Source organism: Paenibacillus oryzisoli (assembly GCF_001653565.1).
Classification (GTDB): Bacteria; Bacillota; Bacilli; order Paenibacillales; family NBRC-103111; genus Paenibacillus_E; species Paenibacillus_E oryzisoli.
The window spans coordinates 324,601-351,555 of sequence record NZ_LYPB01000073.1 but is presented as its reverse complement, the minus strand read 5'-3'; the positions used below and the strand labels follow the sequence as shown (position 1 = coordinate 351,555).

The 26,955-nt window shown below is 46.8% G+C and carries 27 protein-coding genes; 24 read left to right on the top strand and 3 right to left on the bottom strand.

What is annotated here, in order from left to right; genetic code table 11:
• The first annotated feature begins 5 nt into the window (after positions 1–5).
• From A8708_RS19845 to A8708_RS19825, 5 genes are read left to right on the top strand one after another with little or no spacing between them, the layout of a single operon-like run.
• Positions 6–1,064 carry a glycosyltransferase family 4 protein gene (locus tag A8708_RS19845; protein ID WP_068666564.1) on the top strand — a complete coding sequence of 353 codons (1,059 nt, stop codon included), beginning with the start codon at positions 6–8 and terminating at the stop codon, positions 1,062–1,064.
• A gap of 40 nt (positions 1,065–1,104) precedes the next feature.
• Positions 1,105–2,418, top strand: a complete 1,314-nt coding sequence (locus tag A8708_RS19840) for a hypothetical protein (protein WP_204787601.1) — start codon at positions 1,105–1,107, stop codon at positions 2,416–2,418.
• Positions 2,399–3,955, top strand: coding sequence for a murein biosynthesis integral membrane protein MurJ (gene murJ, locus A8708_RS19835; protein WP_068666561.1), 1,557 nt, complete (start codon positions 2,399–2,401; stop codon positions 3,953–3,955). The genes A8708_RS19840 and murJ overlap by 20 nt, the downstream gene beginning before the upstream one ends.
• The gene (locus A8708_RS19830) at positions 3,952–5,160 is read left to right on the top strand and encodes a polysaccharide pyruvyl transferase family protein (RefSeq protein ID WP_068666559.1); all 1,209 of its coding nucleotides are present in this window, start codon (positions 3,952–3,954) and stop codon (positions 5,158–5,160) included. Before murJ ends, A8708_RS19830 begins: the two co-directional genes overlap by 4 nt.
• A gap of 43 nt (positions 5,161–5,203) precedes the next feature.
• On the top strand, positions 5,204–5,755 hold the full coding sequence (locus tag A8708_RS19825; protein ID WP_068666557.1) for a serine O-acetyltransferase: 552 nt from the start codon (positions 5,204–5,206) through the stop codon (positions 5,753–5,755).
• 49 nt (positions 5,756–5,804) lie between these two features.
• On the opposite strand, the gene A8708_RS19820 is transcribed toward A8708_RS19825, so the two are convergent.
• A complete protein-coding gene (locus tag A8708_RS19820) occupies positions 5,805–6,233 on the bottom strand; it encodes a DUF2621 domain-containing protein (RefSeq protein ID WP_068666555.1) in 429 nt (142 codons plus the stop codon).
• A 123-nt stretch (positions 6,234–6,356) separates the two neighbouring features.
• On the opposite strand from A8708_RS19820, the gene A8708_RS19815 reads away from it, so the two are divergent.
• The 4 genes from A8708_RS19815 to ppnP all read left to right on the top strand — a co-directional run bounded on the left by A8708_RS19815 (position 6,357) and on the right by ppnP (position 11,022).
• Positions 6,357–7,484: a deoxyribonuclease IV gene (locus A8708_RS19815; protein ID WP_068666553.1), complete on the top strand. Its 1,128-nt coding sequence runs from the start codon at positions 6,357–6,359 to the stop codon at positions 7,482–7,484.
• Between the two features lie 34 nt (positions 7,485–7,518).
• Positions 7,519–8,418, top strand: a complete 900-nt coding sequence (purU, locus tag A8708_RS19810) for a formyltetrahydrofolate deformylase (RefSeq protein ID WP_068666551.1) — start codon at positions 7,519–7,521, stop codon at positions 8,416–8,418.
• A 186-nt stretch (positions 8,419–8,604) separates the two neighbouring features.
• On the top strand, positions 8,605–10,626 hold the full coding sequence (tkt, locus tag A8708_RS19805; RefSeq protein WP_068666548.1) for a transketolase: 2,022 nt from the start codon (positions 8,605–8,607) through the stop codon (positions 10,624–10,626).
• A gap of 78 nt (positions 10,627–10,704) precedes the next feature.
• Positions 10,705–11,022, top strand: a complete 318-nt coding sequence (gene ppnP / locus A8708_RS19800) for a pyrimidine/purine nucleoside phosphorylase (protein ID WP_068666546.1) — start codon at positions 10,705–10,707, stop codon at positions 11,020–11,022.
• A 725-nt stretch (positions 11,023–11,747) separates the two neighbouring features.
• On the opposite strand, the gene A8708_RS19790 is transcribed toward ppnP, so the two are convergent.
• Positions 11,748–12,395 carry an ImmA/IrrE family metallo-endopeptidase gene (locus A8708_RS19790; RefSeq protein WP_082927641.1) on the bottom strand — a complete coding sequence of 216 codons (648 nt, stop codon included), beginning with the start codon at positions 12,393–12,395 and terminating at the stop codon, positions 11,748–11,750.
• A gap of 159 nt (positions 12,396–12,554) precedes the next feature.
• Positions 12,555–12,959 carry a helix-turn-helix domain-containing protein gene (locus A8708_RS19785; RefSeq protein ID WP_068666540.1) on the bottom strand — a complete coding sequence of 135 codons (405 nt, stop codon included), beginning with the start codon at positions 12,957–12,959 and terminating at the stop codon, positions 12,555–12,557.
• Positions 12,960–13,125: 166 nt separating this feature from the next.
• Here A8708_RS19785 and A8708_RS19780 point away from each other — a divergent pair, with 166 nt between their 5' ends.
• From A8708_RS19780 to A8708_RS19715, 15 genes are all read left to right on the top strand, one after another.
• Positions 13,126–13,551: an ArpU family phage packaging/lysis transcriptional regulator gene (locus A8708_RS19780; RefSeq protein ID WP_068666538.1), complete on the top strand. Its 426-nt coding sequence runs from the start codon at positions 13,126–13,128 to the stop codon at positions 13,549–13,551.
• A 214-nt stretch (positions 13,552–13,765) separates the two neighbouring features.
• Entirely contained in the window at positions 13,766–14,575 is an 810-nt protein-coding gene (locus A8708_RS19775) for a minor capsid protein (RefSeq protein WP_204787600.1), read from the top strand.
• A 7-nt stretch (positions 14,576–14,582) separates the two neighbouring features.
• Positions 14,583–14,813 (top strand): hypothetical protein, encoded by a 231-nt coding sequence (locus A8708_RS19770; RefSeq protein WP_239696775.1) that lies wholly within the window; start codon positions 14,583–14,585, stop codon positions 14,811–14,813.
• Positions 14,813–16,276: a phage tail sheath subtilisin-like domain-containing protein gene (locus A8708_RS19765; protein ID WP_068666531.1), complete on the top strand. Its 1,464-nt coding sequence runs from the start codon at positions 14,813–14,815 to the stop codon at positions 16,274–16,276. Before A8708_RS19770 ends, A8708_RS19765 begins: the two co-directional genes overlap by 1 nt.
• Before the next feature lie 13 nt (positions 16,277–16,289).
• On the top strand, positions 16,290–16,700 hold the full coding sequence (locus A8708_RS19760) for a phage tail tube protein (protein WP_068666529.1): 411 nt from the start codon (positions 16,290–16,292) through the stop codon (positions 16,698–16,700).
• A gap of 35 nt (positions 16,701–16,735) precedes the next feature.
• Positions 16,736–17,128 (top strand): phage tail assembly chaperone, encoded by a 393-nt coding sequence (locus tag A8708_RS19755; protein ID WP_068666527.1) that lies wholly within the window; start codon positions 16,736–16,738, stop codon positions 17,126–17,128.
• Positions 17,129–17,151: 23 nt separating this feature from the next.
• Positions 17,152–17,304 (top strand): hypothetical protein, encoded by a 153-nt coding sequence (locus A8708_RS35890; protein WP_167355906.1) that lies wholly within the window; start codon positions 17,152–17,154, stop codon positions 17,302–17,304.
• A gap of 5 nt (positions 17,305–17,309) precedes the next feature.
• Positions 17,310–19,433, top strand: a complete 2,124-nt coding sequence (locus tag A8708_RS19750; protein WP_068666525.1) for a hypothetical protein — start codon at positions 17,310–17,312, stop codon at positions 19,431–19,433.
• Between the two features lie 7 nt (positions 19,434–19,440).
• Positions 19,441–20,073: a LysM peptidoglycan-binding domain-containing protein gene (locus A8708_RS19745; protein ID WP_068666730.1), complete on the top strand. Its 633-nt coding sequence runs from the start codon at positions 19,441–19,443 to the stop codon at positions 20,071–20,073.
• A complete protein-coding gene (locus tag A8708_RS19740) occupies positions 20,073–21,086 on the top strand; it encodes an XkdQ/YqbQ family protein (protein ID WP_068666523.1) in 1,014 nt (337 codons plus the stop codon). The genes A8708_RS19745 and A8708_RS19740 overlap by 1 nt, the downstream gene beginning before the upstream one ends.
• Positions 21,073–21,462: a hypothetical protein gene (locus A8708_RS19735; protein ID WP_068666521.1), complete on the top strand. Its 390-nt coding sequence runs from the start codon at positions 21,073–21,075 to the stop codon at positions 21,460–21,462. The genes A8708_RS19740 and A8708_RS19735 overlap by 14 nt, the downstream gene beginning before the upstream one ends.
• Entirely contained in the window at positions 21,463–21,948 is a 486-nt protein-coding gene (locus tag A8708_RS19730; RefSeq protein ID WP_068666519.1) for a DUF2634 domain-containing protein, read from the top strand.
• Position 21,949: 1 nt separating this feature from the next.
• Positions 21,950–23,059, top strand: a complete 1,110-nt coding sequence (locus A8708_RS19725) for a baseplate J/gp47 family protein (RefSeq protein WP_068666517.1) — start codon at positions 21,950–21,952, stop codon at positions 23,057–23,059.
• Positions 23,056–23,622 (top strand): YmfQ family protein, encoded by a 567-nt coding sequence (locus tag A8708_RS19720; protein WP_068666515.1) that lies wholly within the window; start codon positions 23,056–23,058, stop codon positions 23,620–23,622. Before A8708_RS19725 ends, A8708_RS19720 begins: the two co-directional genes overlap by 4 nt.
• Positions 23,623–23,639: 17 nt before the next feature.
• Positions 23,640–26,945: a hypothetical protein gene (locus A8708_RS19715; protein WP_068666513.1), complete on the top strand. Its 3,306-nt coding sequence runs from the start codon at positions 23,640–23,642 to the stop codon at positions 26,943–26,945.
• Positions 26,946–26,955 lie beyond the last annotated feature (10 nt).

Below are 26,955 nucleotides of genomic sequence, written 5' to 3'. Positions count from 1 at the left end.
CTAGAATGAAAGCGAAGATTCTTGTCGTAGGTTCATCGTTAAAGGATATGGGCGGCATCGTTACGGTCATTCGAAATATAGAACAATCCAATCTCAATGAACAATATGATTTAACGAGAGTGGAAACGTACATAACAGGGAGTGTTATAGCCCGATTACACATTTTCATAGTAGGTCTGTTTAAGTACCTCTATCAGTTGTTATGGCATAGGCCGGACGTCGTTCATATCCATATGTCCAATGGAGGGAGCTTTTACAGGAAATCTATCATGGTCATGGTTGGCAAAATGGTCAGAGTGCCCATTATCCTGCATATACATGCAGCAAGTTTCGATGAGTTTTACAATCACAATAAGTTCCAGAAGAGGTATTGTCAGTTCATCTTAAATAGCGTCGATACCGTAGTCGTTTTATCACAAGAATGGAAGAAGTACTTCTCTACCATTGTTCCTAGCCGGAAAATAGAGATTCTTTATAACGGGGTTTTTACAATGGAGGAACCGATTAGCCGCTCGAATTCGACACCGATTTGTCTTTTTCTAGGGAGATTAGGGGAGCGTAAGGGAACTTATGATCTACTTCTAGCTATCAGAAATTTGAGAGAAAAAGGGGTTGCCTGTAAGTTCCTATTAGCTGGTGATGGGGAAATAACAGAAGTGAAACAGAGGATTCATAACTATGGTATCCAGGATACGGTTGACGTCCTAGGTTGGATAAACGTTCAGGAGAAGGAAGAATTGCTAAGAAGCGTAGATATGCTAGTATTGCCATCGTACAATGAGGGATTGCCAATGGCCATCTTGGAAGCGATGAATTTCTCACTACCGGTTATTTCAACTTACGTTGGGGGCATACCTGAGGTTATCCAGCATGGGGAGAATGGTTATTTGATTGAACCGGGTGACATTGAGGGGCTAACTAGATCACTGGAAATGCTGCTGAAAGACAAGAATACGATTATCACAATGGGAGAGAAGAACAGGGCATTGATTCATAATCATTTTGATATGAATAGGCTGATGAACGAACTATCACACCTGTATCAACGACTCATTTTGAAATGAAAATAGCCTCCAAAAGGAATGATTCATAATGAGCCTAACGATGAGATGTTTCTTGTGCTTCGTACTCTTCATGTTTGCTCAGGATCTTATCACCATTCAATTGAACAACACCTTAGGCACGTATTTATCTTATGTAGATGAATTCTTCATTATTGGCAGCATTGGTATCATCATGGTTAGATCTAATTTTAAGATGAAAAGTAGTACATTGATCTTGTCGCTCATTACGATAGGCGTTTTGTTTTTCGGGCTGCTATCCAGCGCCATTCATCACGTACCCATAAGTACGACATTCACAGGTGGACTATTAACGATAAAAGGATTCTTATTATTCTTTATTTTTAAAAACGTATCGATGAACGAAAATAATACGGGGCCATGGATACGTCTCTTTACGATTCTTGGAGGTCTGGCTGCTCTCTGTGCGCTAGTGGATCTCTTGTTTCACGAGCAGTTTCGAAATTTGCTGCACACGAATAATCTAGTCGATGCGAGATCTAATCTAGTCAGTGTACAATCTTTCTTTATTCATCCGGGTACCTATGGTTGGTTTATGGTATTTGTAGGTTTGTACTATTTGGCGAATTATCTCGTTCAGAAGCACAACAAATCACTCATCTATACGGTTCTTTTCTTCCTACTAGCGTTTCTTTCGCTGCGATTTAAAGTGTTGCTGACGATTGTCGTTATCCTCCTGTTGGTTGCCATGAAAAGGCGTATATATTCGGCAGCCCTTGTGTGTGTAGGCATCCTCGTCTATTTATTTTTTGGAGACATGATACAGAATCTGACCTTGTTAACCATAGACAGATATATTTCCGTAGACTATATGGACTCCGCCCGTAAGGCTTTATATCACACGGGGTTTACAATCGGGCTTCAAGATTTTCCGCTAGGTGAAGGATTCGGGAGATTCGGAAGTTGGATGGCGAGAGTCGACTACAGTCCTGTTTATTACGAGTATGGCTTACAAAGTGTATACGGTTTGAGCCCCGATGATCCGAAGTGGGCAACCGATACGTACTGGCCATCCATTATTGGCGAGGTTGGTATACTGGGGACTATCCTATTTATCTCTTTCTTTCTCTACATCATGAGAGGGATTTATGTGAAATTGCATGACGCCAGCGTTAGCAAGAATGGGAAAGTTTTTCTTCTCTTTGCTCTATTTATTATAATTCAGAGCTTGGTTGAGTCGTTAGGGGAACAAATATTTAATGGCTCGCCCCAGTATATTTTTATTTTTGCGGTCATGGGAATGGCGGCCTCTCAAGTGGACAACGTAAGAAGCAGTCATGTGAGCGTACAACTTTATGCACAAAGGAAGTATGCCTATGACTCGAGTCCTGTTTAAAACGGGGATGGTTTTATTTTTGATCACAATGGTAAGTAAAGTACTCGGATTTACAAGAGAAATATTGATAGCCCGAAATTACGGGACTTCTTCATTGGCAGATGCTTATTACGTTGCGTTAACGCCGGCGATGTTGGCTATCACCTTCTCCTTCACACTCAGCAGCGTTTTCCTCCCACTATATGTTCAAGTTGCTTCCCATAAAAAGACATCAAATGTCTTTACGAACAATGTCTTATTCTTGTTTTTTTCAATATTTATCGTGGCCTATACACTGGTGATCGTGTTTACACAACATGTCATCCATCTACTTGCCCCTGGATTAACAGCGGAAGCGGAAGCTATGGCGATAACGCTTGTGAGAATCTTATTTCCGCTCGTTTTTATAGTTATAGCTATTCAAATCTATACCTTAATGTTAAATACATTTCATGACTATATGGCTTCGGCGGCGAGTATTCTTCCTAATAATCTCATCATTATTGCCTATCTGTGGTTGTTTGGTGATAAGCACGGTATGGTTGGTATCGCCGTTACAACGCTAATCGCCTATGTCATACAGCTTGCCATACTTTTCATCCTACTGAAGGGCCATCATTATAAAGTCGTGAAACACGTGGAACTTTGGAGGCCTGACTCTAAGAAATTCCTGCTATTGCTGTACCCGATCCTGTTTAGCTCTGGCTTCAATCAATGTAACGCGATCGTAGACCGCATACTGGCTTCAGGCATTTCAGAGGGCGCCATCGCGGCACTATCGTATGCCTTTAATTTAAGGGGAATCGCGACAGGTATAGTCATTACGCCCATCATCACACTTACATTTCCTGAGTTGTCGCGGCTATCCCATAACCAAGATTACGACAAAGTGAGTACACTTACGCACAATAGTCTATTTACACTGTTCATCCTCCTCATGCCACTTACCGTCATATTTATGTCGTTTAGTCCGACAATCGTTCAAACCCTTCTAGAAAGAGGAAGTTTTGATTCGCAAGCCACGGCAATGACCTCTACGATTTTCTGGGCCTATTCCCTAGGGATTCTCGCTATTGGGTTCAGAGAGGTCACATTAAGAGCTTTTTATAGTTTCGGAGATACCCGAACGCCAACGTATATCATGATAGCTGGCACAGTGGTAAACATGGTTCTCAGTTATATCCTTGTGAGGAGCAGCGGGGTTATGGGGATTGGGCTATCAGCTAGTATTTCTTTTATACTTACAGCGGTTATTACGGCTATTTTACTCAAGAGGAAGCAAGCTTCCATATGGTCGAGAGATTTTATACGAAAAATGATGAAACTAACTGTCGCAATGGGGGGATGTGGATTGGCCGTCTATTTGCTGAAGCTGGTTCCTTTGTTCGGAAGTCTACTCGTCGTTAATCGATATTACACGGTCATTGGATTAAGCTTATACGCGATGTTTGCCTACTTCATTTTTATTGTTCTATTACTCGTTATGAAAGAAGACGACCTTATCGGTCTCATGAAGAAGCTGCTCTTTCGTAGGAAAAAGGAGATGAAGCTAGGATGAATATCTTGCTTATTAATGCGCATTCTTCCAAAAATAAAGGAGATGCAGGCATTGTTCTTTCGATGATCGACGCGATCAAAAAACACAATGTAGATTGCTCTATTCGAATTCACAGTCGATTCCCGGAAATTGACAATGAATTTTATGAAGAACAGGTTAACGCTTGTGTAGATAATGTTTCTATAGATCCGGATACGTCGAAAATAGAAAAGATTGGATCAGTCTTAAAGCTGCTGCCGAATTTGAAGAATGTAAGGAAAATAAAATCAGATGATTACGAATGGGCGGATGTGGTTGTCAGTTGTGGCGGGGGATTTTTACTTTCACACCGATTTAGCGTAGCGCTTATGCAGCACCTGGTTCAAATTAAAACCGCTTTCGACTATGGCAAGCCCGTTGTTATTTATTCGCAATCCATTGGCCCTTTCTATAATACCTATATGCAAAAGTTGGCGAAGGAGATTCTCGATAAAGTAGATCACATCTTTCTAAGAGAAGCTGTATCCATGCGGTGGCTTGAGAAAATCGGGTGCAAGAATAAGAACGTGATGCTTGTTCCTGATTCCGCCTTTTCCATGGGAGAGGTTAGTTCGCCACGGATAGATAGTCTGATGGAGGACATTAAGGCGTCACATGAGGGCCCTATTATTGGGTTCACGGTGAGAGACTGGAATTTCCCAGAGGTTACCGATACGCAAGCCTATAGGTCCAAATATATAGCAAGTATCCGTCATGCGATTCAGTTTATTCATCAAAGGTACAAAGGGAAGGTATTGTTGATGCCGCAAGTGCTTGGGCCTAATGACTTTAATGATGACAGAATTATTAGCAGAGAAGTGCTAGCAGGCATAGATGCGCGAATTGCGGAGTTGTTGTCGTTCGATTTCCACCCTCGCGAATTAAAATATTTATATTCTAAAATGGATATGTTCGTTGGAACTAGAATGCACTCTAATATCTTCGCGCTCTCCAATCATATCCCGACTGTTGCCATTAATTATGAACATAAAACGAGAGGCATCATGGAAATGCTTGGCTTACATGACTATGTGGTGGATATCTCGGATATTGAACAGCAGTCGTTCATTCGGATGATCGATCGTTGTTGGCAGAATAGGCAGGAATTAAGGGATAAACTTGCTAGTGAAATTCCTTCTGTCGTGGAACAAGCAGAGTTGCCGGCTCAGATTCTCAAAGCGCTATAAATCAGCCCAACAAATTTGTTAACCAGAGTGGTGAGAGGCCTTGATGACGAACCTAAGAGCTGACATTAATCGCTATGTAAAAGTAGGAAGCCACGTTAGTGTAGTATCCAAAATGAAAATGTTCCTTCTGCATGAACCCCTGTGGTATCTCATCATTTATCGCGCAGGAAGCTATGTGAGGGATCATATGAGAATTCCGGTTATCAAACAAGTGTTATACATCATCCTGTTTATCCTACATAAATGTGTGTCCATCGTGATGGGCATTCAAATTCCGCTGGGAACGAAGATTGGCAAAGGGGTTTACTTACCTCATTACGGTACGATCGTGGTTCATCAGGATTCGATTATCGGTGAGCATTGCAATATTGGACAGGGCGTTACGATTGGAATTGCAGGCAGGGGGGAGAAGAAGGGCGTACCGCATATTGGAAATAAGGTATATATGGCACCAGGAGCCAAAATTATTGGGAAAATCGTGATTGGCAATAATGTGATGATTGGTGCGAATGCGGTCGTAACGAAAGATGTGCCTGATAATGCTGTTGTTGCAGGTGTTCCGGCGCGAATTATTAGTTACAAGGGATGGGAATAGCCATAGCGACACCAAACACGCCCCCTTGTAGAAGGGGGCGTGTTATCGATTAATTTAATAAATGTTTGAATGCGCTGTAATCAATCTGTTGCTTCTCCAAGAAGCTAGTCAAGCTTCGATAATCGCGCTTCGGCGTTGCAAGGATGTAACCTTCGATACAGTGTTCTCTTGTGACCTCATTGGCATGGGCCTCTAGGGCGACTTGTCCGATACGCGCGGCGATGGAATGCTTGGCAATATCACGGAAAGCTGTTGGTACCGGCGACACTAACTGGTCGAGAAATGCTTTGGATTCTGCTGTCCATAGATGCCGAGACGTGTCAACGTAATGATTCTGCCAATCCAGTTTGGACTTGCCGTCCTCTTTGGGAAGGACCTTAATAAACTTGCGGAACATAAAGTAACCGCCGATAGACATGAATAAAAGCAACACGCATACCCAGAAAATGATAAACCACATGAAAAAATCATTCGCCATTTATTTGTCACCTCGCTAATTTGCTTCACATAGATAGTAAGAATTATACCTTATTTCTAGATTTCTTGCGACAATACGAGTAAAATAGGAGGGTAGCAGCTACTAATAAAGGAGTTATGGACTATGCCGAAAATTGGATCACACGTTTCGTTCTCAGATAAAGGCTTACTCAATGCAGCAGAAGAAGCCGTTTCCTACGGATCATCCACGTTTATGATATACACGGGCGCACCGCAGAATACGCGCCGTAAACCGATCGAAGAGCAGTATATTGAAGAAGGCAAAGCTGTGATGGACAAGCATGCGATGAATGAAATCGTCGTTCATGCACCGTACATTATTAACTTGGGTTCTTACAAAGAAGATTCATTCGAGCTTGCGGTACGTTTCCTTCAAGAGGAAATTCGTCGGACGGATTACATCGGTGTTCGCAACATCGTGCTTCATCCCGGTGCTTATACGGACAAGGATGCCGACTATGGGATTGCCAGAATTGCTGATGGCTTGAATGAAGTGCTCGCTGGGGTCAAAGACACGAACGTGAACATTGCGCTGGAAACGATGGCTGGCAAAGGGACCGAAATCGGCCGCAGCTTCGAGGAAATCGCGGAAATCATGGAGCGCGTAGAGTTCAACAATAAGTTGACGGTCTGTATGGACACTTGCCATATTCATGATGCCGGCTATGATATCGTGAATGATCTGGACGGCGTGCTGCATCATTTCGATCGCACGATTGGCCTTGAGAAGCTCGGTGTCATTCATTTGAATGACAGCAAGAATTCGCGCGGAGCGGCGAAGGATCGCCACGCACCGCTGGGCTCAGGCTGGATCGGCTTCGAAGCGATGAACAATATTGCGAACCATGAGAAGCTGCAACATTTGCCAATGATTCTCGAAACCCCATGGATTGGGAAAGAAGACAAGACGCAGCGCCCTATGTATGAAGCGGAAATTGCGTTGCTAACCGGCAACTTAAGTGGTCGCTTTGGTGGCGAGTTCCTGGATCAAGTGGAGCGAATTGACTTCTTGATGAACAAGAAAGATATTCACTACCGTGACTTCGTTCTCAAAACATGGGAATTGCTCAAAAATGATGCGAAAGCGAAGAAAGCGGATGGACGTGAGCCGCTGGAACGTTTGTATGATATTCTTCAAGAGGAACGCCTTTTCGCTGATCTAAGCGAAGAACAAATTAATCAACGATTGATTGTTTGGCTTGCTGGAAATGACATCTTGAAGAAGGCTTAAATGAGAGAGAGACAGAATTGCTAGGGGGATACAGATGGAAGCGGGAACCACCAATAGCTCAAATCGCCGAGGAAGCGATTTAGAGAATAGAGCAAGAATGCTAATATCTTGCCCGGATCAGCCGGGTATTGTAGCAGCCGTATCACAATTTCTATTTGAATATGGCGCAAATATTGTCCAATCGGATCAGTACACGATGGATCCAGAGGGCGGTATGTTTTTCATCCGAATTGAATTCGATTTAACAGAACTGGCGAGTCGCGTAGAGACATTAAGAGCAGATTTCTCCACCGTTGCTGAGAAGTTCTCGATGGACTGGAGTCTTTCATTGGCAAGTCAGAAGAAGCGAATTGCGATCTTCGTCTCGAAGGAAGACCATGCGTTGCTGGAGTTGTTATGGCATTGGCGTGCAGGGGATCTCAACGCTGATATCGCGATGGTAATCTCTAATCATAATGATATGCGATCTCTGGTGGAGCCCTTCGGCATTCCATTCCATCACATTCCGGTTACCGCGGCAACCAAAGCGGAAGCGGAACAGCGCCAGCTTGAGCTTGTTGGCGACAGCGTGGATGCGATTGTACTTGCTCGTTACATGCAGATTGTTTCACCATCGTTTATCCAAAATTACGCTAATCGCATCATCAATATCCACCACTCCTTCTTACCTGCTTTTGTAGGCGGTAAGCCTTATGCGCAAGCGCATAACCGCGGAGTCAAGATTATTGGTGCGACAGCGCACTATGTGACAGATGAGCTAGACGCTGGACCGATTATTGAGCAGGACGTTCAGCGTGTGAGTCACCGGGATAATGTCGAGGATTTGAAACGAATTGGTCGTCACATCGAACGGATCGTTCTTGCACGTGCAGTAGCTTGGCATGTGGAAGATCGAATTATCGTCCACAATAACAAGACGGTTGTGTTTAACTGAAAAGTCAGGTTGTACCCATCTATGGGTACAGCCTATTTATACATAGGTTAAAGCTTTAAACGTTTTAACTGCTTATTGTGGCAAAGCCTTAAAGCAAATGGTACAATAATGCAAGCGAGTAAAGTCACTTGTATGTACAAGTTAGTTAGCTTTTGAAAATACAGAAATAATGGAGGGAATTATCGAATGACTGCATCAACGAAAACAATTGAACAATTAGCTGTCGACACGATCCGTACATTAGGTATTGACGCGGTTGAGAAAGCTAAATCAGGACACCCAGGTATGGTAATGGGAGCTGCACCAATGGCTTACGTACTCTGGAAACAACATATGAAACACAATCCATCGAATCCTAAATGGGTCAACCGTGACCGTTTTGTTCTATCTGCAGGACACGGATCCATGCTTCTATATAGCTTGCTTCACCTATGTGGCTATGATTTGCCAATGGAAGAGATCAAGAATTTCCGCCAATGGGGAAGCAAAACCCCAGGCCACCCAGAGTACGGTCACACAGCTGGTGTCGACGCAACGACGGGTCCGCTTGGACAAGGTGTAGGTATGGCAGTAGGTATGGCCATGGCTGAAGCTCACTTGAGAGAGACGTACAACAAAGAAAACTTCCCAGTTATCGACCACTATACATACGCGATTTGCGGTGATGGCGATATGATGGAAGGTGTTTCTTCTGAAGCAGTTTCTTTAGCAGCTCACTTGAAACTAGGCAAATTGATCATGATGTACGATTCCAACGATATTTCGCTTGATGGCGAATTGAATATGGCATTCTCCGAAAACGTACAAGCACGTTTCGAAGCATACGGCTGGCAAGTTATTCGCGTTGAAGAGCAGAATGACCTTGCTGCTATCTCCAAGGCGATTGCAGAAGCGAAAGCTGATACAACACGTCCTACCTTGATTGAAGTGAAAACGACAATCGGCTTCGGTTCCCCGAACAAAGGTGGTAAAGGTGGTCACGTTGGACCTCACGGATCCCCACTCGGCGGCGATGAAGTGAAATTGACGAAGCAAGCATACGGCTGGCCGGAAGAGCCGGATTTCTACGTTCCGGACGAAGTTCGTGCTCACTATGCGGAAATTGGACGCGAAGGCGCTGCAGCTGAAGAAGCTTGGAGCAACCTTTTGAACGATTACATCAAAGCGTACCCAGAGCTTGGCAACCAATTCAGCGCTGCTGTGAACGGTGAGCTTCCTGCTGGTTGGGATGCTGATCTTCCGAAATACACGACAGAAGACAAGCCAATGGCTACACGTGTTGCTTCTGGTAATGCGATCAATGCTGTTGCAGGCAAATTGCCGCAATTGATCGGTGGTTCCGCGGATCTAGCTAGCTCCAATAACACGATGATCAAAGGCGAATCCAACTACAGCGCTAGCAACTATGCTGGTCGCAACGTATGGTTCGGTGTTCGTGAGTTTGGTATGGGTACAGCTATGAACGGTATGGCGCTACATGGTGGCGTTAAAGTTTACGGAGCAACATTCTTCGTATTCTCTGATTACCTGCGTGCATCCATCCGACTTGCAGCACTAATGCAGCTTCCTGTTATTTACGTTCTAACACACGATAGTATCGCTGTTGGTGAAGATGGACCGACGCATGAGCCGATCGAACAATTACCGGCACTTCGCGTGATTCCAGGCATCACAGTTATCCGTCCTGCTGATGGTAACGAAACATCCGAAGCTTGGCGCTATGCGATTGCTGAAGCGAAAGGTCCAGTTGCGCTAGTCTTGACTCGTCAAAACTTGCCAATCCTTCCAGGTACGGTTGAAGGAGCTAAAGCGAACCTAAGCAAAGGCGGATACGTGGTATCCGATGCTGCCAACGGTCAACCAGATGCACAAATCCTAGCAACAGGTTCTGAAGTTCAACTGGCTGTCGCGGCTCAAAAATTGCTTCAAGCCGAAGGCATCAACGTTCGCGTTGTCAGCCTACCGAGCTTGGAACTATTCGAGAAGCAATCCAAAGAATACAAAGATTCCGTTATCTTGCCAGGCGTGAAGAAGCGTCTTGCTGTTGAGATGGCGTACCCACTTGGCTGGGAGCGTTACACTGGGGACGAAGGTTCCATCCTTGGTATCTCCACTTTCGGGGCATCCGCGCCAGGGGATACAGTTCTTAGAGAATACGGCTTCTCGCCAGAGAACGTTGCAGCACGCGTTAAAGCTTTGTTAGGTTAATAGAGTGGCAGGGGCTCAGCTAAGTCTGGGCCTCGATTTGCACTTATTTATAGCATTTTAGAGGAGGAACTATTCATCATGTCAAGCTTTGAAAATGTAACGGTACTTACGAAAGCTAATGTTTATTTCGATGGAAAAGTAACAAGCCGCACTGTGCAGTTCGCAGACGGCACGAAGAAAACACTAGGCATTCTGCTTCCAGGTGAATATGAATTCGGAACAGATGTGAAAGAAATCATGGAAATCCAAGCTGGTGAGCTGAACGTATTGCTTCCAGGCAGCGCAGAGTGGATTACAATCAGCGGTCAAGGTGAGTTCACCGTGCCAGCTAACGCGAAATTCAAGCTCGAAGTGAAAACAGTGAGCGACTACATTTGTTCGTATATCGCTGAGTAATTACGCGGCGAGTTGAACGCTATAAAGCGAAAAACCATACATCCCAATTGAACGTTATGTTCAAGGGATGTATGGTTTTTTATTTAGTTATGGCCATCACTTCAGCGGGGACACCGATGTTGGCGAAAGGGAACTACGTTCCGCTATTTCACCCAGAAAGAGTAATCTGTGTAGCTAACGGAACGTGCTTCCTTTATTCGGTTGGTTTTTTCGGGGATTCAGGTTGCAAATCGACCATTTAGCGGAACCAGGTTCCGTAACTTTTCGGTCTAGTGCTTATTTAGGAAAATAGTGGAACCACGTTCCGTAACTCTGGTGAGGCTTAGAGAAATTGAACTAGAACCGTTAGGTTTGGGTGAATATCTGCACCTTGTGGTCATATCCAAGACCACCTGTAGTAGGAGCGGATCTCCATCTGCAGCACCTCTTCGATGTCAGTCATGCGAATCCATAATTGCTCAATCGCAGGCTGATCTTGGAGCAGCAGCTGGTGTCGTTGCTTGATTCTAGACAGGCTGATGCCGATGGAAGCAGGCCGTGCAGGATTGACGATGAGATCCTCGAGCAGCACGGTGATGCCGACTTCTAAATCGAGGATTTCTTCGGCATGTAGCTGCTGGAAAGGAGCACGAATCGGTATGTACAGGGTGGACTTACTAAAGTCTAGCTCGTTAGGCCGAAAACGCAGCGCCAGGAGTAGGGGGTGTATGTGTTCTTCATGAAAGTCATAGAAGACGGCTAGCTTGACGATCGGCCATTCCCCCTCTGCGCTTTAATTGCTCTAGCTTGTTCATAATGGCGCGGGTAGCATCGGACCAGTTGGCTGAATCGTACGTCCTCACTTGGCTCTGTGACAATTGTTGGTATTCATGATCCAGAATTCCTTGCAGGACGCGCCGCTGGATTTGTTCAATTCGTTCATTAGCAAGCCGATAACTCACCTGAAATTCATCGGAAAGAAAGGCGACCATTTCATTCTTATGCTGGGGCAGCGACAGTTTCTTCAGCATGGACATAGGAATAGCCGCGTAGAGCTGAAACGCAGAGGCATCCTGTTCTTGCCAATCGACATAGCGATCCGGCATCACCATCTGGTTGCCAGAATGGCGAAGCACATGACACAGCTCATGCAGGAAGTCCTCCCACTGTTCTTTGACGGATAGGCGGCGGTCAACATTGATGCTGAATAAGCCATTTTTTTCGATAGCCATGCTGTTCATATCCATCGTATATACCCAAATATGCAGTTTGGCAGCCAAGTTCGTTACCGTAAGTTGAGCTGGAGTTGTGATGCTATGTTGTTGATATAAGTCTTCTACCCACTGTTCAAGGGGAGTTGCTTGGTAATGAGTGAACAGGTTGACACACCTCATTCTGGGAATGTATGTTCGTTTATTATTGGAAAAGAAAAGCCCATAAGGGCTTAGCTTAAATATCAAAATTCATAAGTTTACTTAATAATAATTATGCTGAATTTCTAGATAAACGCTCCTATCCTTCAAAGGACGGCGTAGCCGTTTATTTTGCATGAATTACTGCTGGCTGTCTGGTGTTCGGTTCTGCTGCTGCTCCTTGATGAAATTCCAGAAACGAAGCATCTCGTCGCGGCGCTCTTTGGGGGCATTTTTGAAATCTTTAAAAAATAAGCTCACATCAGGATCATCGACTTCGTCCAGACCTTCTCCCGACAAGCCATCGAGTGACTCCTCTTCCGTTGGAGCGAATCCGGCAAGCAGCAGAAGCTCGTCCTTCTCAGCAATACGAAGCGCATCTGCTAAGGCGATAACCGTTTCCCTGGAGGGGCTGAAGCGGTTATTCTCTATGGAGTTAATAAATGAATAACTAACACCGGACCGTTCTCCGAGCTCTCTGAGGGAATAATTGTTCATCTTTCGCAGATCCCGGATTCGAATGCCGAATTGCACCATATCTTTCATCGTTTGATCACCTGTTTCTATTGTAAATGCGGAACGGTGCAAAAAACAAGAGGAGATTACTAAAAAGTTTTGAATTTCAAAACTTTTTGTGTTGAAATTTTAAACGAGAGAGCGTATGATTTGTTTAGAATTTCAAAACGACAAATTTTAGGAGATGGTCCAAAGGATGGTAGAACGTATGTTGCATATAGAGCAAGAACAGATGGATCGCCGGGCAACGCGCAAAAGGGTAGAGGGTGTGCTTGAAGTCGTGCGCATGTATCGAGCGATGGGAAGTTTGCGGAGAGGTAATCGAGCGGTTGCGAGCAGCAATGAAAGGGATAAAATTGCGGAGAACGCTGCCCTCTACGAAGGAGGAGCAGATGAACATATGCGCAGCATTTGTGATGAATTGGAGCAGGCCATGTCGCGTCTGGACGAGCAAGAGCAAGGCATTATCCGGGAACGTTATTTAAAAAGGGAGAAGACGTTCGACTTTCTGCTGTTTCATGAGCTTAATCTAAGTGAACGAACCTATCGTCGGATGAAAGCGCGAGCGATTGAGAAGCTTGCCTACATGCTGCAGCTAGAAGTGAAGATAGGGGGGAGTTGACCGAAAGTTGGCCGCTTGTTGGCAGTTCGTTCCCAGAAGGGTATGGTAAGATCGTTGTGTAGCCAAGCAAGGGAGTGATGCTGCCAAGCAGATGCACAAGAAACCGTTCCGGCGGAGGTGTAAGGAGTGAAGATATGTTTTGAAAAGAAAAAAATGTTTTGAATTTCAAAACAAAAAGAAAGCTGGAAGGAGGTGAGAGAAGTGAATGATGAATATGGCACAGGAAATAGCTCTATATCTCCAATCAGAAGCAGCAGGGACGCTTGGAGCTGACCTCTTCATTGACGACGTGCCACCAACACCCGATGAAGCCATATGGTTGAACCATACAGGCGGAAGTGCAGAGTTCAAATGGGATGCGCCGGATAACTGGCGTAAGCTAAGCTTGCAAGCCAGAAGTACAACTTCTGTTGGGGCACATGAGCGAATATGGAGCGTCATTACGAAGCTTTTAGAGCCAGACGATGGGGTTATCGAGGTCGCAGGCCAATTGTACACCGTACAAATTACGGCTCTGCCCGCACTGCAAGACAAGGATGTGACAGGCCGGTATCTCATGAAGTCCAGTATGATCATTCGTCAGGTTCAACCGGTTGAAGAGTCGTGGTTAGAGGCAATTTCGCAACTTACGGAAACAGTACTTGGGTCGTCTTGGCGGGTATATCGTGGATTCAATGGTACATGTCGACCGGCTGTATCGTGGCAATGTACAAGCTTACAGAGCGCATCTTCTTCCCAAAGTACTACGAAGGTAACCAAACAATACGTTGGGCAAATTGCTGCAAAGTCAGCAAGTGACTATCAATTAGCTGCTCAAATGTTAGTGGTAGGGTTGGCCGAACAGGTAAAATTGCCTGTTGATGATGCGGATGGCAGATGGTTAACCGTCATTAACTCGAATGTGGCAATGCGTTCAGGAGATTTATCCACGGGGTTAATAACCGTTGCATTAATGGGCAGAGTTACGGCTCCGATAGGTGCATTACCTTTAATGGCAACGGTGGTTACAGAAACACAAATTTAAAACCGAGGTGATTGAGTTGAAACAAGGTACAAGCCTTTCTAAAGGTCAAGCAGAAGTAGAGGCAGCTGAAGCTGTTGGTTATACAAAGGAAGAGCTGTTAAGCCATTCCCAGCAGCTATTCGGTTGTCCACCGGAAGTGCTCATTGGAGCCTTGCACGAAAACACGGAAACGGTATTCACGATTCCTGAGATGAAACAATTCATTCAAAACTTTTTACAAAGGAAGGTGCAGGAATAATGGCAGGTGGAACATGGAGTGGGACGGATCGTCCGGTATTGCCGGGATTTTATATGAATTTTGAGGCGGCTGCGCTAAGTGCGATTGAGCCAGGGAGCCAAGGTACAGTTATTATCCCCGTGAAAGCAAATTGGGGAGCGGTACGGAAGTTTGTGGAAATTACGAGTGAACAAAGTATTTATGACGTGTTCAGCGCGGATCAATCCGGTGCAGCAACAGCTCCGGCCGTACTGAAACTGGCTTTGCTGGGCAAGCCGAAGAAAGTGCTGGCATATCGAATCGCGGATGCAACGGCGGCGAAAGCGAGTGTTACGTTGAAAGATTCTGCTTCAGCGAATGTGTTGAAGCTCGATGCGAAGTACGAGGGAGCACGAGCGAACAATTTCTCGGTTACCGTACAAACCAACGCCGTAGATAGTGCGAAGAAGGATCTTAAGCTGCTTGAAGGCACGTCTGTTCTGAAGACTTTTACTTTCTCGGGCACCGCAGTTCAAGCTGCTGCCGATGCGATTAATCAAGATGTCAGCAATCTATGGTTGACGGCAACCGTGCTTGCTCCTGGTAATGGCACCTTGGCTGCCGTCGCAGGCAGCTCCCTTACGGGAGGTAACTCGGGTGTAAGCGGCATTGCCGCAACCGATTATGTGAACGCCTTGAGTGCAATGGAAACACAGGATTTCCAAGTGTTGGCCCTGGATGGTATTTCGGATGCGAGCATCCAAGCTTCGGTCGTTGCTTGGACCACACGACTGCGGAGCGAAGGCAAAGGGATTGTCACCGTGCTCGGCGGCTCAGGGGCTGACGATGTGGCGGCAGACGCCATCAGCAGAGCTGCGGCGAGGAGTGCGATCTATAATCACGAAGCTATCGTGAATGTTGGAACTGGTGCTATCGTAGCGGGTACGAGCTACAGCTCGGCGTATATTTCCGCCTATGTGGCAGGCCTCATCGCAGGTCAGAAGCTGAATGAATCGACGACGTATGCGGCATCGCCATTCAGTGATGTAACACGCCGTGCTACACGCAGCGAACAAGAAAATGCCGTTAAGAATGGCGTGTTCCTATTCGTTCACGACGGTCAGAAGGTGAAGGCGCTACGCGGTATGAACGCACTAGTCTCTTTGCGTCAAGGGCAGAGCACGGCATGGAAGAAGATTCGGACGATTCGCGTCATGGACGCGATTAGTAACGATCTGCTGCGCACAGCGGAGGACAGCTATATTGGGAAAGTGAACAATACGGAAGAGGGGCGACTCGCACTCGTAGAAGCTGCTAAGCAATATATGCAGACACTGGCACAAGCAGGCGTTATTGATGCCCAGGCATTCAATGTGTATCTGAACCCTGCCTATTATGGTCAAGGATCTGTACTTACACCTGCTCCCGATCAAGTATATATCAAGTGGGAAGCTCAATTGACGGATGTTATGGAACAAATTTTCGGAACATTTATCGTAAATTAAGGGAGGCATAATAATGAGTTTAGATGCGAGTAGAGTTATTTTAGGCACATATGGAAGTGTATTTATTGATGGTAAATGGCAAACCAATTTCAACCATCTAGAAGCCAATGTTGAAATTCAAAAGAAAGAGCTCAACCTGGCAGGCGATCCGTGGGTTCGTCACAAGAAAGGTGCCATGAAGGGAACGGGCACGATGAGCGGCTTCAAAGTAACAAGCGATATGATCGTCCGCGGATTCGAAAAATTTAGCCTTGTTTCCAAACTAGGTGATCCAGATGCTTATGGTTTTGAGCGTATTACTTTGAACAATGTCATGCTGGACAAGCTCCAGTTAGCGAACTGGACGGCCGGCGAAGAAGTGAAAGAAGAAGTTGCGTTTACGTTCGAAGGATATACGCTGAATGACCCGATTAAGGGGATTTAACATAATCTCGATCATTTTGAAGGAGGACATATCTAATGTTGACTGATGAACAAATTTTGCAAAAACTGCTTGAGGCGGATCAACTGCCAGAAAAGACGTTAACCCTTTCCCGGGTTGGCGTCCCCATTATTCTGCGCGGATTAACTGGGAAACAGGTGTTTGCGCTGCGGGAGCGTTGTACCGAAAGATCGGATCGTCGAGGTGTCCAAACCGATCGGCTTGACGAAGAGCAATTCAACGTCGCGCTCATTGCTGCTGCTACTGTGTCCCCCAATTGGGGGGACTCCCGGTTGCTTACGAAGTATCAGGCCAGCTCTGGCGAGGAAGTGATCAAGCGAATTCTGCTAGCTGGCGAGCTCTCGGCGCTGGGGGATGAAGTGCTCGATCTGAGCGGGTTCAACAAGTCGCTAGATGAAGTAAAAAACTAATTGCCTCCGGGGGGCTCCCGGCGATGCTCCATGCCATATGGACGCGTCATCATCTGCGCCCCGGAGTATTCTGGAAGCTGCCTCGCGGGGAGCAGCTATTCCTGCTGGCCAGCTTGGAACTAGAGCTGGAGCAGGAACAGGCGCTGCAGCGAGAGCGTGAACGCGCAAGGAGGTGAGAGCCATGAGTGACATGGCGATGGCAGGCAATTTAGCCAGAGTAACAGCTGCGCAAGATGGATTGCGAAGAGCTGTGGATCGAACGGGATCAGCTGCACAGCGCTTGTCGGGTTTATTCGACAAGGCTAGTGAAGCTGGTGCAAGGTTAAGTCAGGTGACAGCGAGACCGACGATTGCCGTGCGGGATTATTTTTCCTTTGTGATTGACCGGCTGCTGCTGCAACTGGCGGACCTGGGGCACACGAAGGTGGATGTGAAACTGATCATCAACGATCAGGTGATTGGCGCAGCGAAACAGCTGCGGCAGTTGCTGACTGGGCTTGGCGGGACGTTATCAGTCGGCATAAAGGGCGGGGGATCGGCAGGAGCGAGCGCATCTGCTTCAGCTTCTGTGTCAATGATTACTGTGAAAGCAGCACAAGAGAAGAAAAGTCCGATCGATGTTTGGATTGACCGCTTAGCTAGAATAGGTGAGGCGGTGAAGCTGTTTGGCGAAGCTTTTAAAGCTTTTGGTGATGGATTCAAAGGTATACGTGATGGACTTCAAGGGATAGGCGAGGCGTTCAAAAGCTTTGGTGCTGGCATCGGTGAGGGTATTAAAAGCATCGGAGCAGGCATCGGGGATGGACTCAAAAATATCGGCGCAGGAATTGGCAGCATCGGCGATGGAATCAAAGGAATCGGCACGGGAATTGGCAGTATCGGTGATGGATTCAAAGGAATCGGCGCAGGAATTGGCAGCATCGGCGATGGAATCAAAGGAATCGGCACGGGAATCGGCAGCATCGGTGATGGATTCAAAGGAATCGGTGCGGGAATTGGCAGCATTGGAGATGGATTCAAAGGAATCGGTGCAGGAATTGGCAGCATAGGTGATGGATTCAAAGGAATCGGTGCGGGAATTGGCAGCATCGGCGATGGGCTCAAAGGGATCGGTGCAGGAATTGGCAGTATAGGTGATGGAATTAAAAGCATCGGTACAGGCATCGGAGATGGACTCAAAAATATCGGCGATGGCATTAGTAGCATCGGCGCTGGAATCGGTAACATCGGTGAGGGAATAAAAGGTATCGGTGCGGGATTCAGCAGCATCGGTGACGGAATCAAGGGGATTGGCGATGGCATTAAAAGTTTCGGCGAAGGTATCAAAGCAGTGGGTGATGGAATTAAAAGCTTCGTTGAGGGGATCAAATCTGTCGCGCAAAGTTTGAAAGAGACCTTTAAATCTATGGCAGAGGGCTTCAAATCGATCGTAACTAGCGTTAAATCCATGGTTGAAAGTATTAAATCTTTGGGTGGGTTATCCTCGGGAAAAGGTAAGCTCGAAGGGAATAGTACGAAATGCTGCTGTGATGCCAATGCGAAGACGAAGTCTAGTGCAGGCACGAAAACGAAGTCCAGGACGGGTACGGTAACCAACATGCAAACCGATAGCACAACACAACCCGTAGGTAACAGGAGGACGAGACCAAGTGCTGCTGACCTTACGCCAGATGACAGAAATCTAGGGAGAGTCGCTGCAGAGGGACAACCCGACGTACATCCGACAGCGCCATCGAGGGGACGTTTAGGCAAATTGTTCAAAGGCGGCATCAAGATGCTGAAAGGTGCGGGCCGAGTGGCAGCACCACTCGGTATTGGTATGGCAGCGATGGATGTGATCACATCTGAGAACAAAGCGGGAGCAGCGGTTCAAGCGGGTGCAGGTGCGGGTGGCGCTGCGCTCGGTGCTGCGCTCGGGTCAGCCATTTTGCCAGGATTAGGAACGGTGGCGGGTGGGATGATCGGAGGTTGGCTGGGGGATAAAGCAGGTGCATTTATTGCGAATAAATGGTTTTCAGGGAAGAAGCCCCCTGAGGAAACTGCGTCCAGAACATCACTTGTACCCCAGGGACGCGAGTCGGTGGCCTCTGATCCAGCTCAAGCCGTTTCTGCAGTGAATGCTGCGAAATCGCAAACAGCCCCTCCGAACAAGTATGACATCAAAGTGGATGGCGTAGCGGTGCATTTTCCGAAAGAAGAGGTCGACAAGGACAAGCTTGCGCTCACGATCGGGCATCAAATTGTATCCAACATGCAAGCTGCCATGCAAAACCGCTTAGTGAACGGGGGCGGCGCGATTGGCTGATGAGGCTATGGATTTTACACTGGAAGATCCGAGTGGCTTAAGATTGCACTTCCCCGTGAATCCGACAGAAGTGAACATTCGCCGGGATAAAAGTTTTGAGACCATCACGATTATTCAAGGCGGTGAGCTGGACGTGCCACAAGGTGTGAAGGTGAAGGAAATTGCCTTCTCTTCCTTTTTTCCAGCGCAATATGATACTAGCTACTGTAAGTACCGACCTCTGCCGAGCCCGCAAACAGCCATGAATCAGCTCAACACTTGGATGGAACAGCGTGAGCCGCTTCGCCTCATTATTACGGGGACGGATGTGAATGTGCTTGTCATGTTGTCGGCTCATAATAGCAGCTTTAAAGGCGGTGAGCCGGGAGATGTCTATTTTGATGTGACCTTTCGTACTTGGCGGGACTACAAAGTGAGAACGTTAGCGGAACGCAGTGGTGCTTCTAGTGGAGAGGTACGGCCTGACATTAAGCCTGTATCGGCTACGTACACAGTCAAATCAGGTGATTCCCTATGGGCGATTGCGAAAATGACTCTCGGTTCCGGCAGTCGTTGGCGGGAAATTTATGAAGCAAATCGGTCGTTAATCGGCGAGAATCCCGATCTAATCCAAGTTGGACAAGAGTTGGTGATGCCCTGATGGCGAGTTGGCCTAGTGGAACTTATGATATTTGGCTAGATGAGCAGTATGCCTTGCGGGATTTGATTTATGAAATGACGTTGGAAGAATCGCTCGACGAAATTTCCTACCGGGCACAAGCGACGATTGCGGTGACGCCGGAGTTTCCAGGGATGAAGCCAGGACAAGCTGTTCGTGTGTTGGGCACTCCTTTTGGCGGGACAGAGCAAGTAGATTTGCTGCATCCAGCTGTTGTATGGCAGTGCGAGAACAGTTATGAACGCATGGATCGCTTAACGGTGACAATGTATGATCGCACGATTTATTTGGCCAAATCAGAGGATGAGTACGTGTTTCCGAGCGGAATGACGGCGAATGAGCGCCTGCGCAGGTATGCGGAAGATTGGAATATTCAGCTAGGCAATCTGCCTGACACAGGTGTTAAGCTTGCGAAGGCGATGTACCGTTCGGAGACGATCTACGCCATGATCATGAAGGATCTCAAGGAAACAGCCAAGAAAGGCGGTCCGATGTATCGTCCGCGCGTGACAACGGGCGGGTTGGAGCTTGTGGAAATTGGCCGTAATGCAACCGTGTGGTCCTTGGAGCCGAGTGAGAATGTGATGAACGTGATGCAGAAAAGAACGCTCGAAGGAGCCGTTACCAAGGTGAAGGTGCTCGGCACCAAATCAGCAGGGGATGATGCCGCAGCGCAGGTATTGGCGGTTGAGGAGGGGGAAGTGGCTGAACTAGGCACGCTGCAAAAAATCGTCCAAGACAGCAGCTTTCAATCCGTTTCTGAAGCCAAAGAGGCTGCGCATGCCATGCTTACGGGAGTTCAGGAGACGATTAGCGTCACCTCGATAGACATTAACACGATACGTGCAGGAGATAAGGTAGATTTGGCGGGCAGCGGGATGGCGCTTATTGCGATGTCGGTCCGACATGAGTTAGGTAATCCTGGCAAAATGGTGCTGGAACTAGGCAGTCCCGAACTCGTCAGAAGGAGGTATTACATGAATGAATCCGTATAACAAATTGGCTTCGCTTTTGGACAATCGGATGTCCGGGCATGCCGCATCCGCGGTTTCCGGTTTACCCGCTGAACTCGGTACGATGACGGCCGGCGGGCTGAAGTTGGATCGTTTTAAACATGAAATTGCTGATTATTATGTGGCCGATTGGATGGCTAAGCTTCATCTGCCTAGCTTCTCGCTTACTGGTACGGTTTCGGGACTGAATAGCGGGGGTGTTCCGGTGGCGGGGCAGGGTACGTTTGCTTTCGCAGAGTCGGGTGTTGAGGATGTGCGGATGGAGTTTCAGCATGGTTTGAAGCCCGGGGACCGCGTGCTCGTGATTCCGATCGATGACGGCAATGATGCCGTGATTCTGTGCAAGGTGGTGAAATAGATGGCGAATTTATTTCCGCTTGTGGGGGCGAGTGCTGGGACAGGTTTAGGAACAGGAACAGGAACAAGGGCATTTTTGGCTGGGGGCAAAAGGGGGACGATCCCCTTCGGACGCAGTCCGAAGTTTGACCATTCCCTAGGGGAGTTCGTAACGACCCCAACGGGGAAGATCGCGGAAAGCGAGGGCACCGACGCATGGCTTGAATGGTGCCAGAAGGCGCTGCGTTCGCGGCGGTACACACATTTGGTATATTCCCGAGCTTATGGCCAGGAGTATGACGATTTAATTGCCCGGCATTTGTCCCGTCAGGCGAACGAAATGGAGATTTTACGTATGACGACGGAGACTTTGAAGGTCGATCCGCGTACAGCGGATGTTCGCCATTTTACATTTGCGTGGGGAAAAGATCAGTGCTCGTTTCAATGCGAAATCGTGAACGTGCGAGGCGAGCAAAAAAACCTAAAAGGAAGCGTGGTGATCAATTAATATGGCAAGTTTACCCGATTATTTGGTTGAACAGACGGAGGAAGCGATTCGTAGCCGGATGTTAGGCAGTTTGCCTTCCGATTTGGACCAGTCAGAAGGTTCTTATATCTGGGATGTATTGGCCCCGACTTCGATTGAGTTGGCGCTTGCGGCGTTGCAGTCGCAGGAGGTTTTGCGGAGAGGATTCGCGGGAACGACCTTTGGGCCCTACCTGGACTTGCGCTGCGCGGAACGCGGGATTACTCGCAAAGATGCGGTGAAAGCCACCGGTCAGGTGAAGTTCACAGGCGTGGCAGGGACGACCGTCCCTCAAGGAACGCGTATTGGTACATTGGCTGATTCCGTTAAAGGGACATCGTCTGTGATGTTTGAGACAGTGGATGCGGCGGTTGTGGATAGCTCAGGATTCGTGATGGTGGCGGTATCAGCAGTGGATGGTGGTACGACAGGCAATGTGCCGAGCGGAGCGGTTAGCCTTTTGATAACGCCTATCGTAGGCATAACGAACGTGACCAATAGTGCGTCCATGACAAGTGGAGCAGACATAGAGAAGGACGATTCACTGCTCAATCGGTATTACGCCAAAGTTCGCTCCCCTGGAACAAGTGGGAATAAAGCCGACTATCTGAACTGGGCGCTCGATGTGGCTGGTGTAGGTGCGGCGCAGGTGCTGCCGTTATGGCAGGGTCCTGGTACAGTCAAGGTTGTCATCATCGGCATGGATAAAAGGAGTGCTTCTGCTCCCATCGTTTCCGCTGTACAGCAGTACATTTACCCTACGCCACCATTGGTGGGGAAAGTTCCGATTGGTGCAGTTGTAACCGTCGTGGCAGCGACAGAAGTCGCGATTGGCATTCAGGCAGTTCTTACCTTGAACGGAACAAGAACGTTGACACAGGTGAAAAATGATTTCACCGCGGCCGTTCGCGCCTATTTATCCGAACTGGCGTTCTCTAGTGATCCAGCAGTCCGCTATGTGCGCATCGGCTCCTTGTTGCTCGACACGCCGGGGGTGCAGGATTATGCCAACTTGCAGATCAGTGGCGGCACTTCTAACATCACGATCACCGTTGGGCAAGTAGCCGTTGCAGGGACGGTGTCGCTCGTATGACGCAAGTGACTTCATCAAGTGGCAAGCGCATGCTGGGCTATTTGCCTGAATACTACGAGACATCGCGTGTGATGGGCTCTATCCTGCAAGCCCAAGGGGCTGAGCTCGATCAATTGCGTGTCTCCTTGGAGGAGACATTAGGGCAATTTTTCGTGGGCTCCGCGACGTGGGGGCTGGACGCGTGGGAGGCCGAGCTCGGCATCGCGCCAGTGCCAGGCAAGCCCGACGATCAGCGTCGGTCGGTGATCAATGCCAAGCTGCGCGGCGTCGGGACCGTCACCGTGGACTTGATCCAAAGCGTGGCCGAGGCCTACGACCGCGGAGCGGTAGAGGTTACGCAGCAGCCGGCTGCGTACCAGTTTACGGTGCGGTTTGTGGATACGTTGGGGACGCCGCCGAACCTAAGCGACCTGCAAGCAGCTATCGAGGAAATCAAGCCAGCCCATTTGCAGGTGGTCTATAAATATAAATATTTTTTGCTAAGTCAGTTGCATCAAAAGTTAAAAATTAACGAAATTCAAACGAGGAAAATGACCGACTTCGCGCCATTTATGCCCGTTTAAAATGGAGGGAAACATATATGTCCAGCACGACAACGAACGTAGGACTGTATAAGAAAAATCCGTCAACAGACGGCAATGATACATTCGATATTAACACCATGTTGAATGATAACTGGGATAAGATTGATGCGCAGCTAGGTTCGCAAGTTGGAGTTAGCCCACCTCCAACGGCTGTAAATTTGGTTAATGGGATGCAGGTTGTTAATGTTCCACAGAGCTCGCCGTTAAACAACTTGAATATCAAGGGGCGTACGTTGGTTAATTTGTTGGGGCGGGATGGGAATTGTGAGGATGTGAGTAGGTTTACAGCGGGAGGTACTACTCTCGCACTCGATACAACAAATAAGGTTAACGGAAATAACAGTATCAAAGCTACGCTTACAAGCACAGCGGGCACAATGCAAAGAGTGTTCAATACGATCTCAGGTAATAAATATTTAATCGTAGGAGAATTGAAGAACGGTAATGCGACAAATGTTAAAGTCGAGATAGCTTCTCTTGTGTCTGGTAACGCGGTAACAAGTACGACGGCTTTCGGTATTTCTTATGCAACTTTTGGAGCTACAGGAGCAACGCATACCGCACAAGTATTAGTAACAGGTGCAAGTACGAAATATGCTTATGCAGATTGTTTACGCGTTTATGAAATCACATCCACAGAAAAAACATATATTGACGGTCTAAGCGTAGCCAATGCACAAGCATATATCGCCGCAAAATACCCTTACGTAGACGATGTCAAACATGTTAATGCACCTTATGTAATTAAGTACGGGGAGAACTTGTTGCCTACGTTTAATGAGTGGGCGAAAGACAACAACGGCAATTACCAAATTAATGAACCGTACAAAGTCACGCTAACAAATACAATAAACTTTTTTTACGTGGCTCCCATAGTTCCAAGTCAACAGTATTCATTTAGTGTGAATACTACTAATTCGGGCGGCGTCTACCTAACAACTAGAGATATTAACGGAAGCAACGTAAGGACTAATTTTTACATAAGTTCAGGTAGTGTATCTACGACATTTACGGCTCAAGCAAATGAAGTTTATGTGCATGTAAACTTCTATATGCCTTCTGCGGGTACGTATGTATATACAAATCCTATGCTTAATCTTGGCACAACGGCTCAACCATTCAAACCACGTAACGACGATATGCTTGCATTCCCGAATGTCCAATTAGCCTCATCCGTAGACGGTATTGTCTACGATACGTTGTTTAAGAGGGACGGTAAGTACTTTGTTGAGAGTCGTTTCAAAAAAGACGTGGTTCTTGATGGTAGCTTGTCGTGGTCTTTCAGTAGTGACTATGCAGGCGCTAAACAAGTCGCCGCAGTAGGCGCGTTTGCTGCATCTCTTATAGGTGTTGTAGGACATAGACTTGTTAAGTACGACGGTAAAATTATCTCCGAAATACAAACAGCTACAACGGGGGATCAGTTTTTAATGTGGAGTGCACCAAGTGCAGGGACGCTGTTTGTAAGTATCTTCGACACAGACAGCGGTTGGGGCGAATCCTATACACCTACAGCACAAGAGATACAAGCATATTTCTATGGGTGGGTTATGACTACACAGGAATCATGGTCATCTGCACCCGTACCTTATAACGGAACGGGGACAAAAGGATGGGTTAGACGTTGGACACCTACCACAGGTGGTACGCCCCTCACAGCGGGTTCGATAGGTACATGGGTTAGTTCTTCAGGATCAGGGACATTACCTACTACAGCATCTAACGGTTTCACACCTTACAAACTAACCTATCAACTAGCTACACCAACATTTGAAGAAGTAGCGGTAGAAGGTAGCATGACACTTCACGAAGGATTGAATCAGATTGAAGTGGGACAAGGAATTATTGTACGGGAGAAAGTTGTCCCTATTGCGGATTTAACGGTATATCACATTAATAACACAGCATTTCCAGTATGTCTTCTTAGAAATAAAACTAATCGCATATACGCTATTTATAAAAACGGAAAACTAGACAGTAGTTGGACGATTAGAACGAATCACGCAAATGGATACGGCGGGGGCAATGCTTACACACTGATAGTAAACTACGACCCAACTGCAACCTATGAAGTCTCATACATTGCCCTAGATCAATACTTACTATCAGCACCAGTACAAGCCGTAACAGGGGAGACAGCAAGCAACCTTAAAACCGCTGTTGATTTATTGTCTATGAATGATGCAGATCAAGACGCACGTATCAGTGAAGCGGAGAGATTAGCTAGACAGATTTACAACGTACCGCAAAAGACAACGGCGGCAATGACGCTGTATGTAGACGGGACAAACGGTGCGGACAATAACGATGGAAGCTCGGGTATGCCATTTAAGACAATCCAAAGGGCTATAGACTCTATTCCACAAATTGTCAACCACCCTATCAACGTATTTGTAGCAGCGGGGACGTATGTGGAAGATGTTAGAATCGAGGGCTTCGTAGGTAAAAATGGTGGTGTTATATACTTAACTGGGGATTCCATTGTAAGTACGTCCAGAAGTGTTAGTTCCATTGTTGTTGCAAACTGTATTAACGGCGTTGTAGTCACAGGATTTAACATAACTAGTACGACAACAAATTCCTTATCGGTTGTAAGATCGTCCTTTGTTCAATTTGGATTTATGAATCTAGTGTCTTCCTCTATCACTAAGATGGGACTCTATGCAACAATGTCTGTCGTATTCTTTCACAATTCCGTAATAAGCAATAAAAGTGATGTTTTATACGCAGACCATGGATGTCGTGTAAGCCTACAGGACAGTACTGGAAATTCAAATGTCAATGGTGCCACCGCTTCAACAACGGCTACTATATCTAGGATTGGAACACAACCTAATGCTACAAACAACTATGGGGGCGTCACATCAGGCGTTATTAACCCTTGGGGAGATAATACACAAGCAAATAGAAGTAGAGTTTCCGCCGCAAGTAATACTACACAAAGCATTTCAGCGGCGACTGCTACAAAAGTAACTCTTCAAAGTGTAACATCTGATAATTTAACGGAGTTTGCCACTAGCAGATTTACAACAAAAAGTACAGGAACTTATACAGTTAATGCCGTACTAGCGTTTAATTCAGGTATTACAACATCTGTATCATACTCGCTTATACTCTATAAAAACGGAAGTGCTTTCCGTTATGGTCATGTTAATAATGGGACGACTTATTCCTCACCTATCATTCCAAGTGTATTTATGGTGGATTTAGTTGCAGGCGATTTCATAGAAATTTATCTTACTACATCATCGGCAACTGTATTAGCATCGGGATCAACCCTAGAAATTACTAGAATCGCATAAAGGAGGAAAC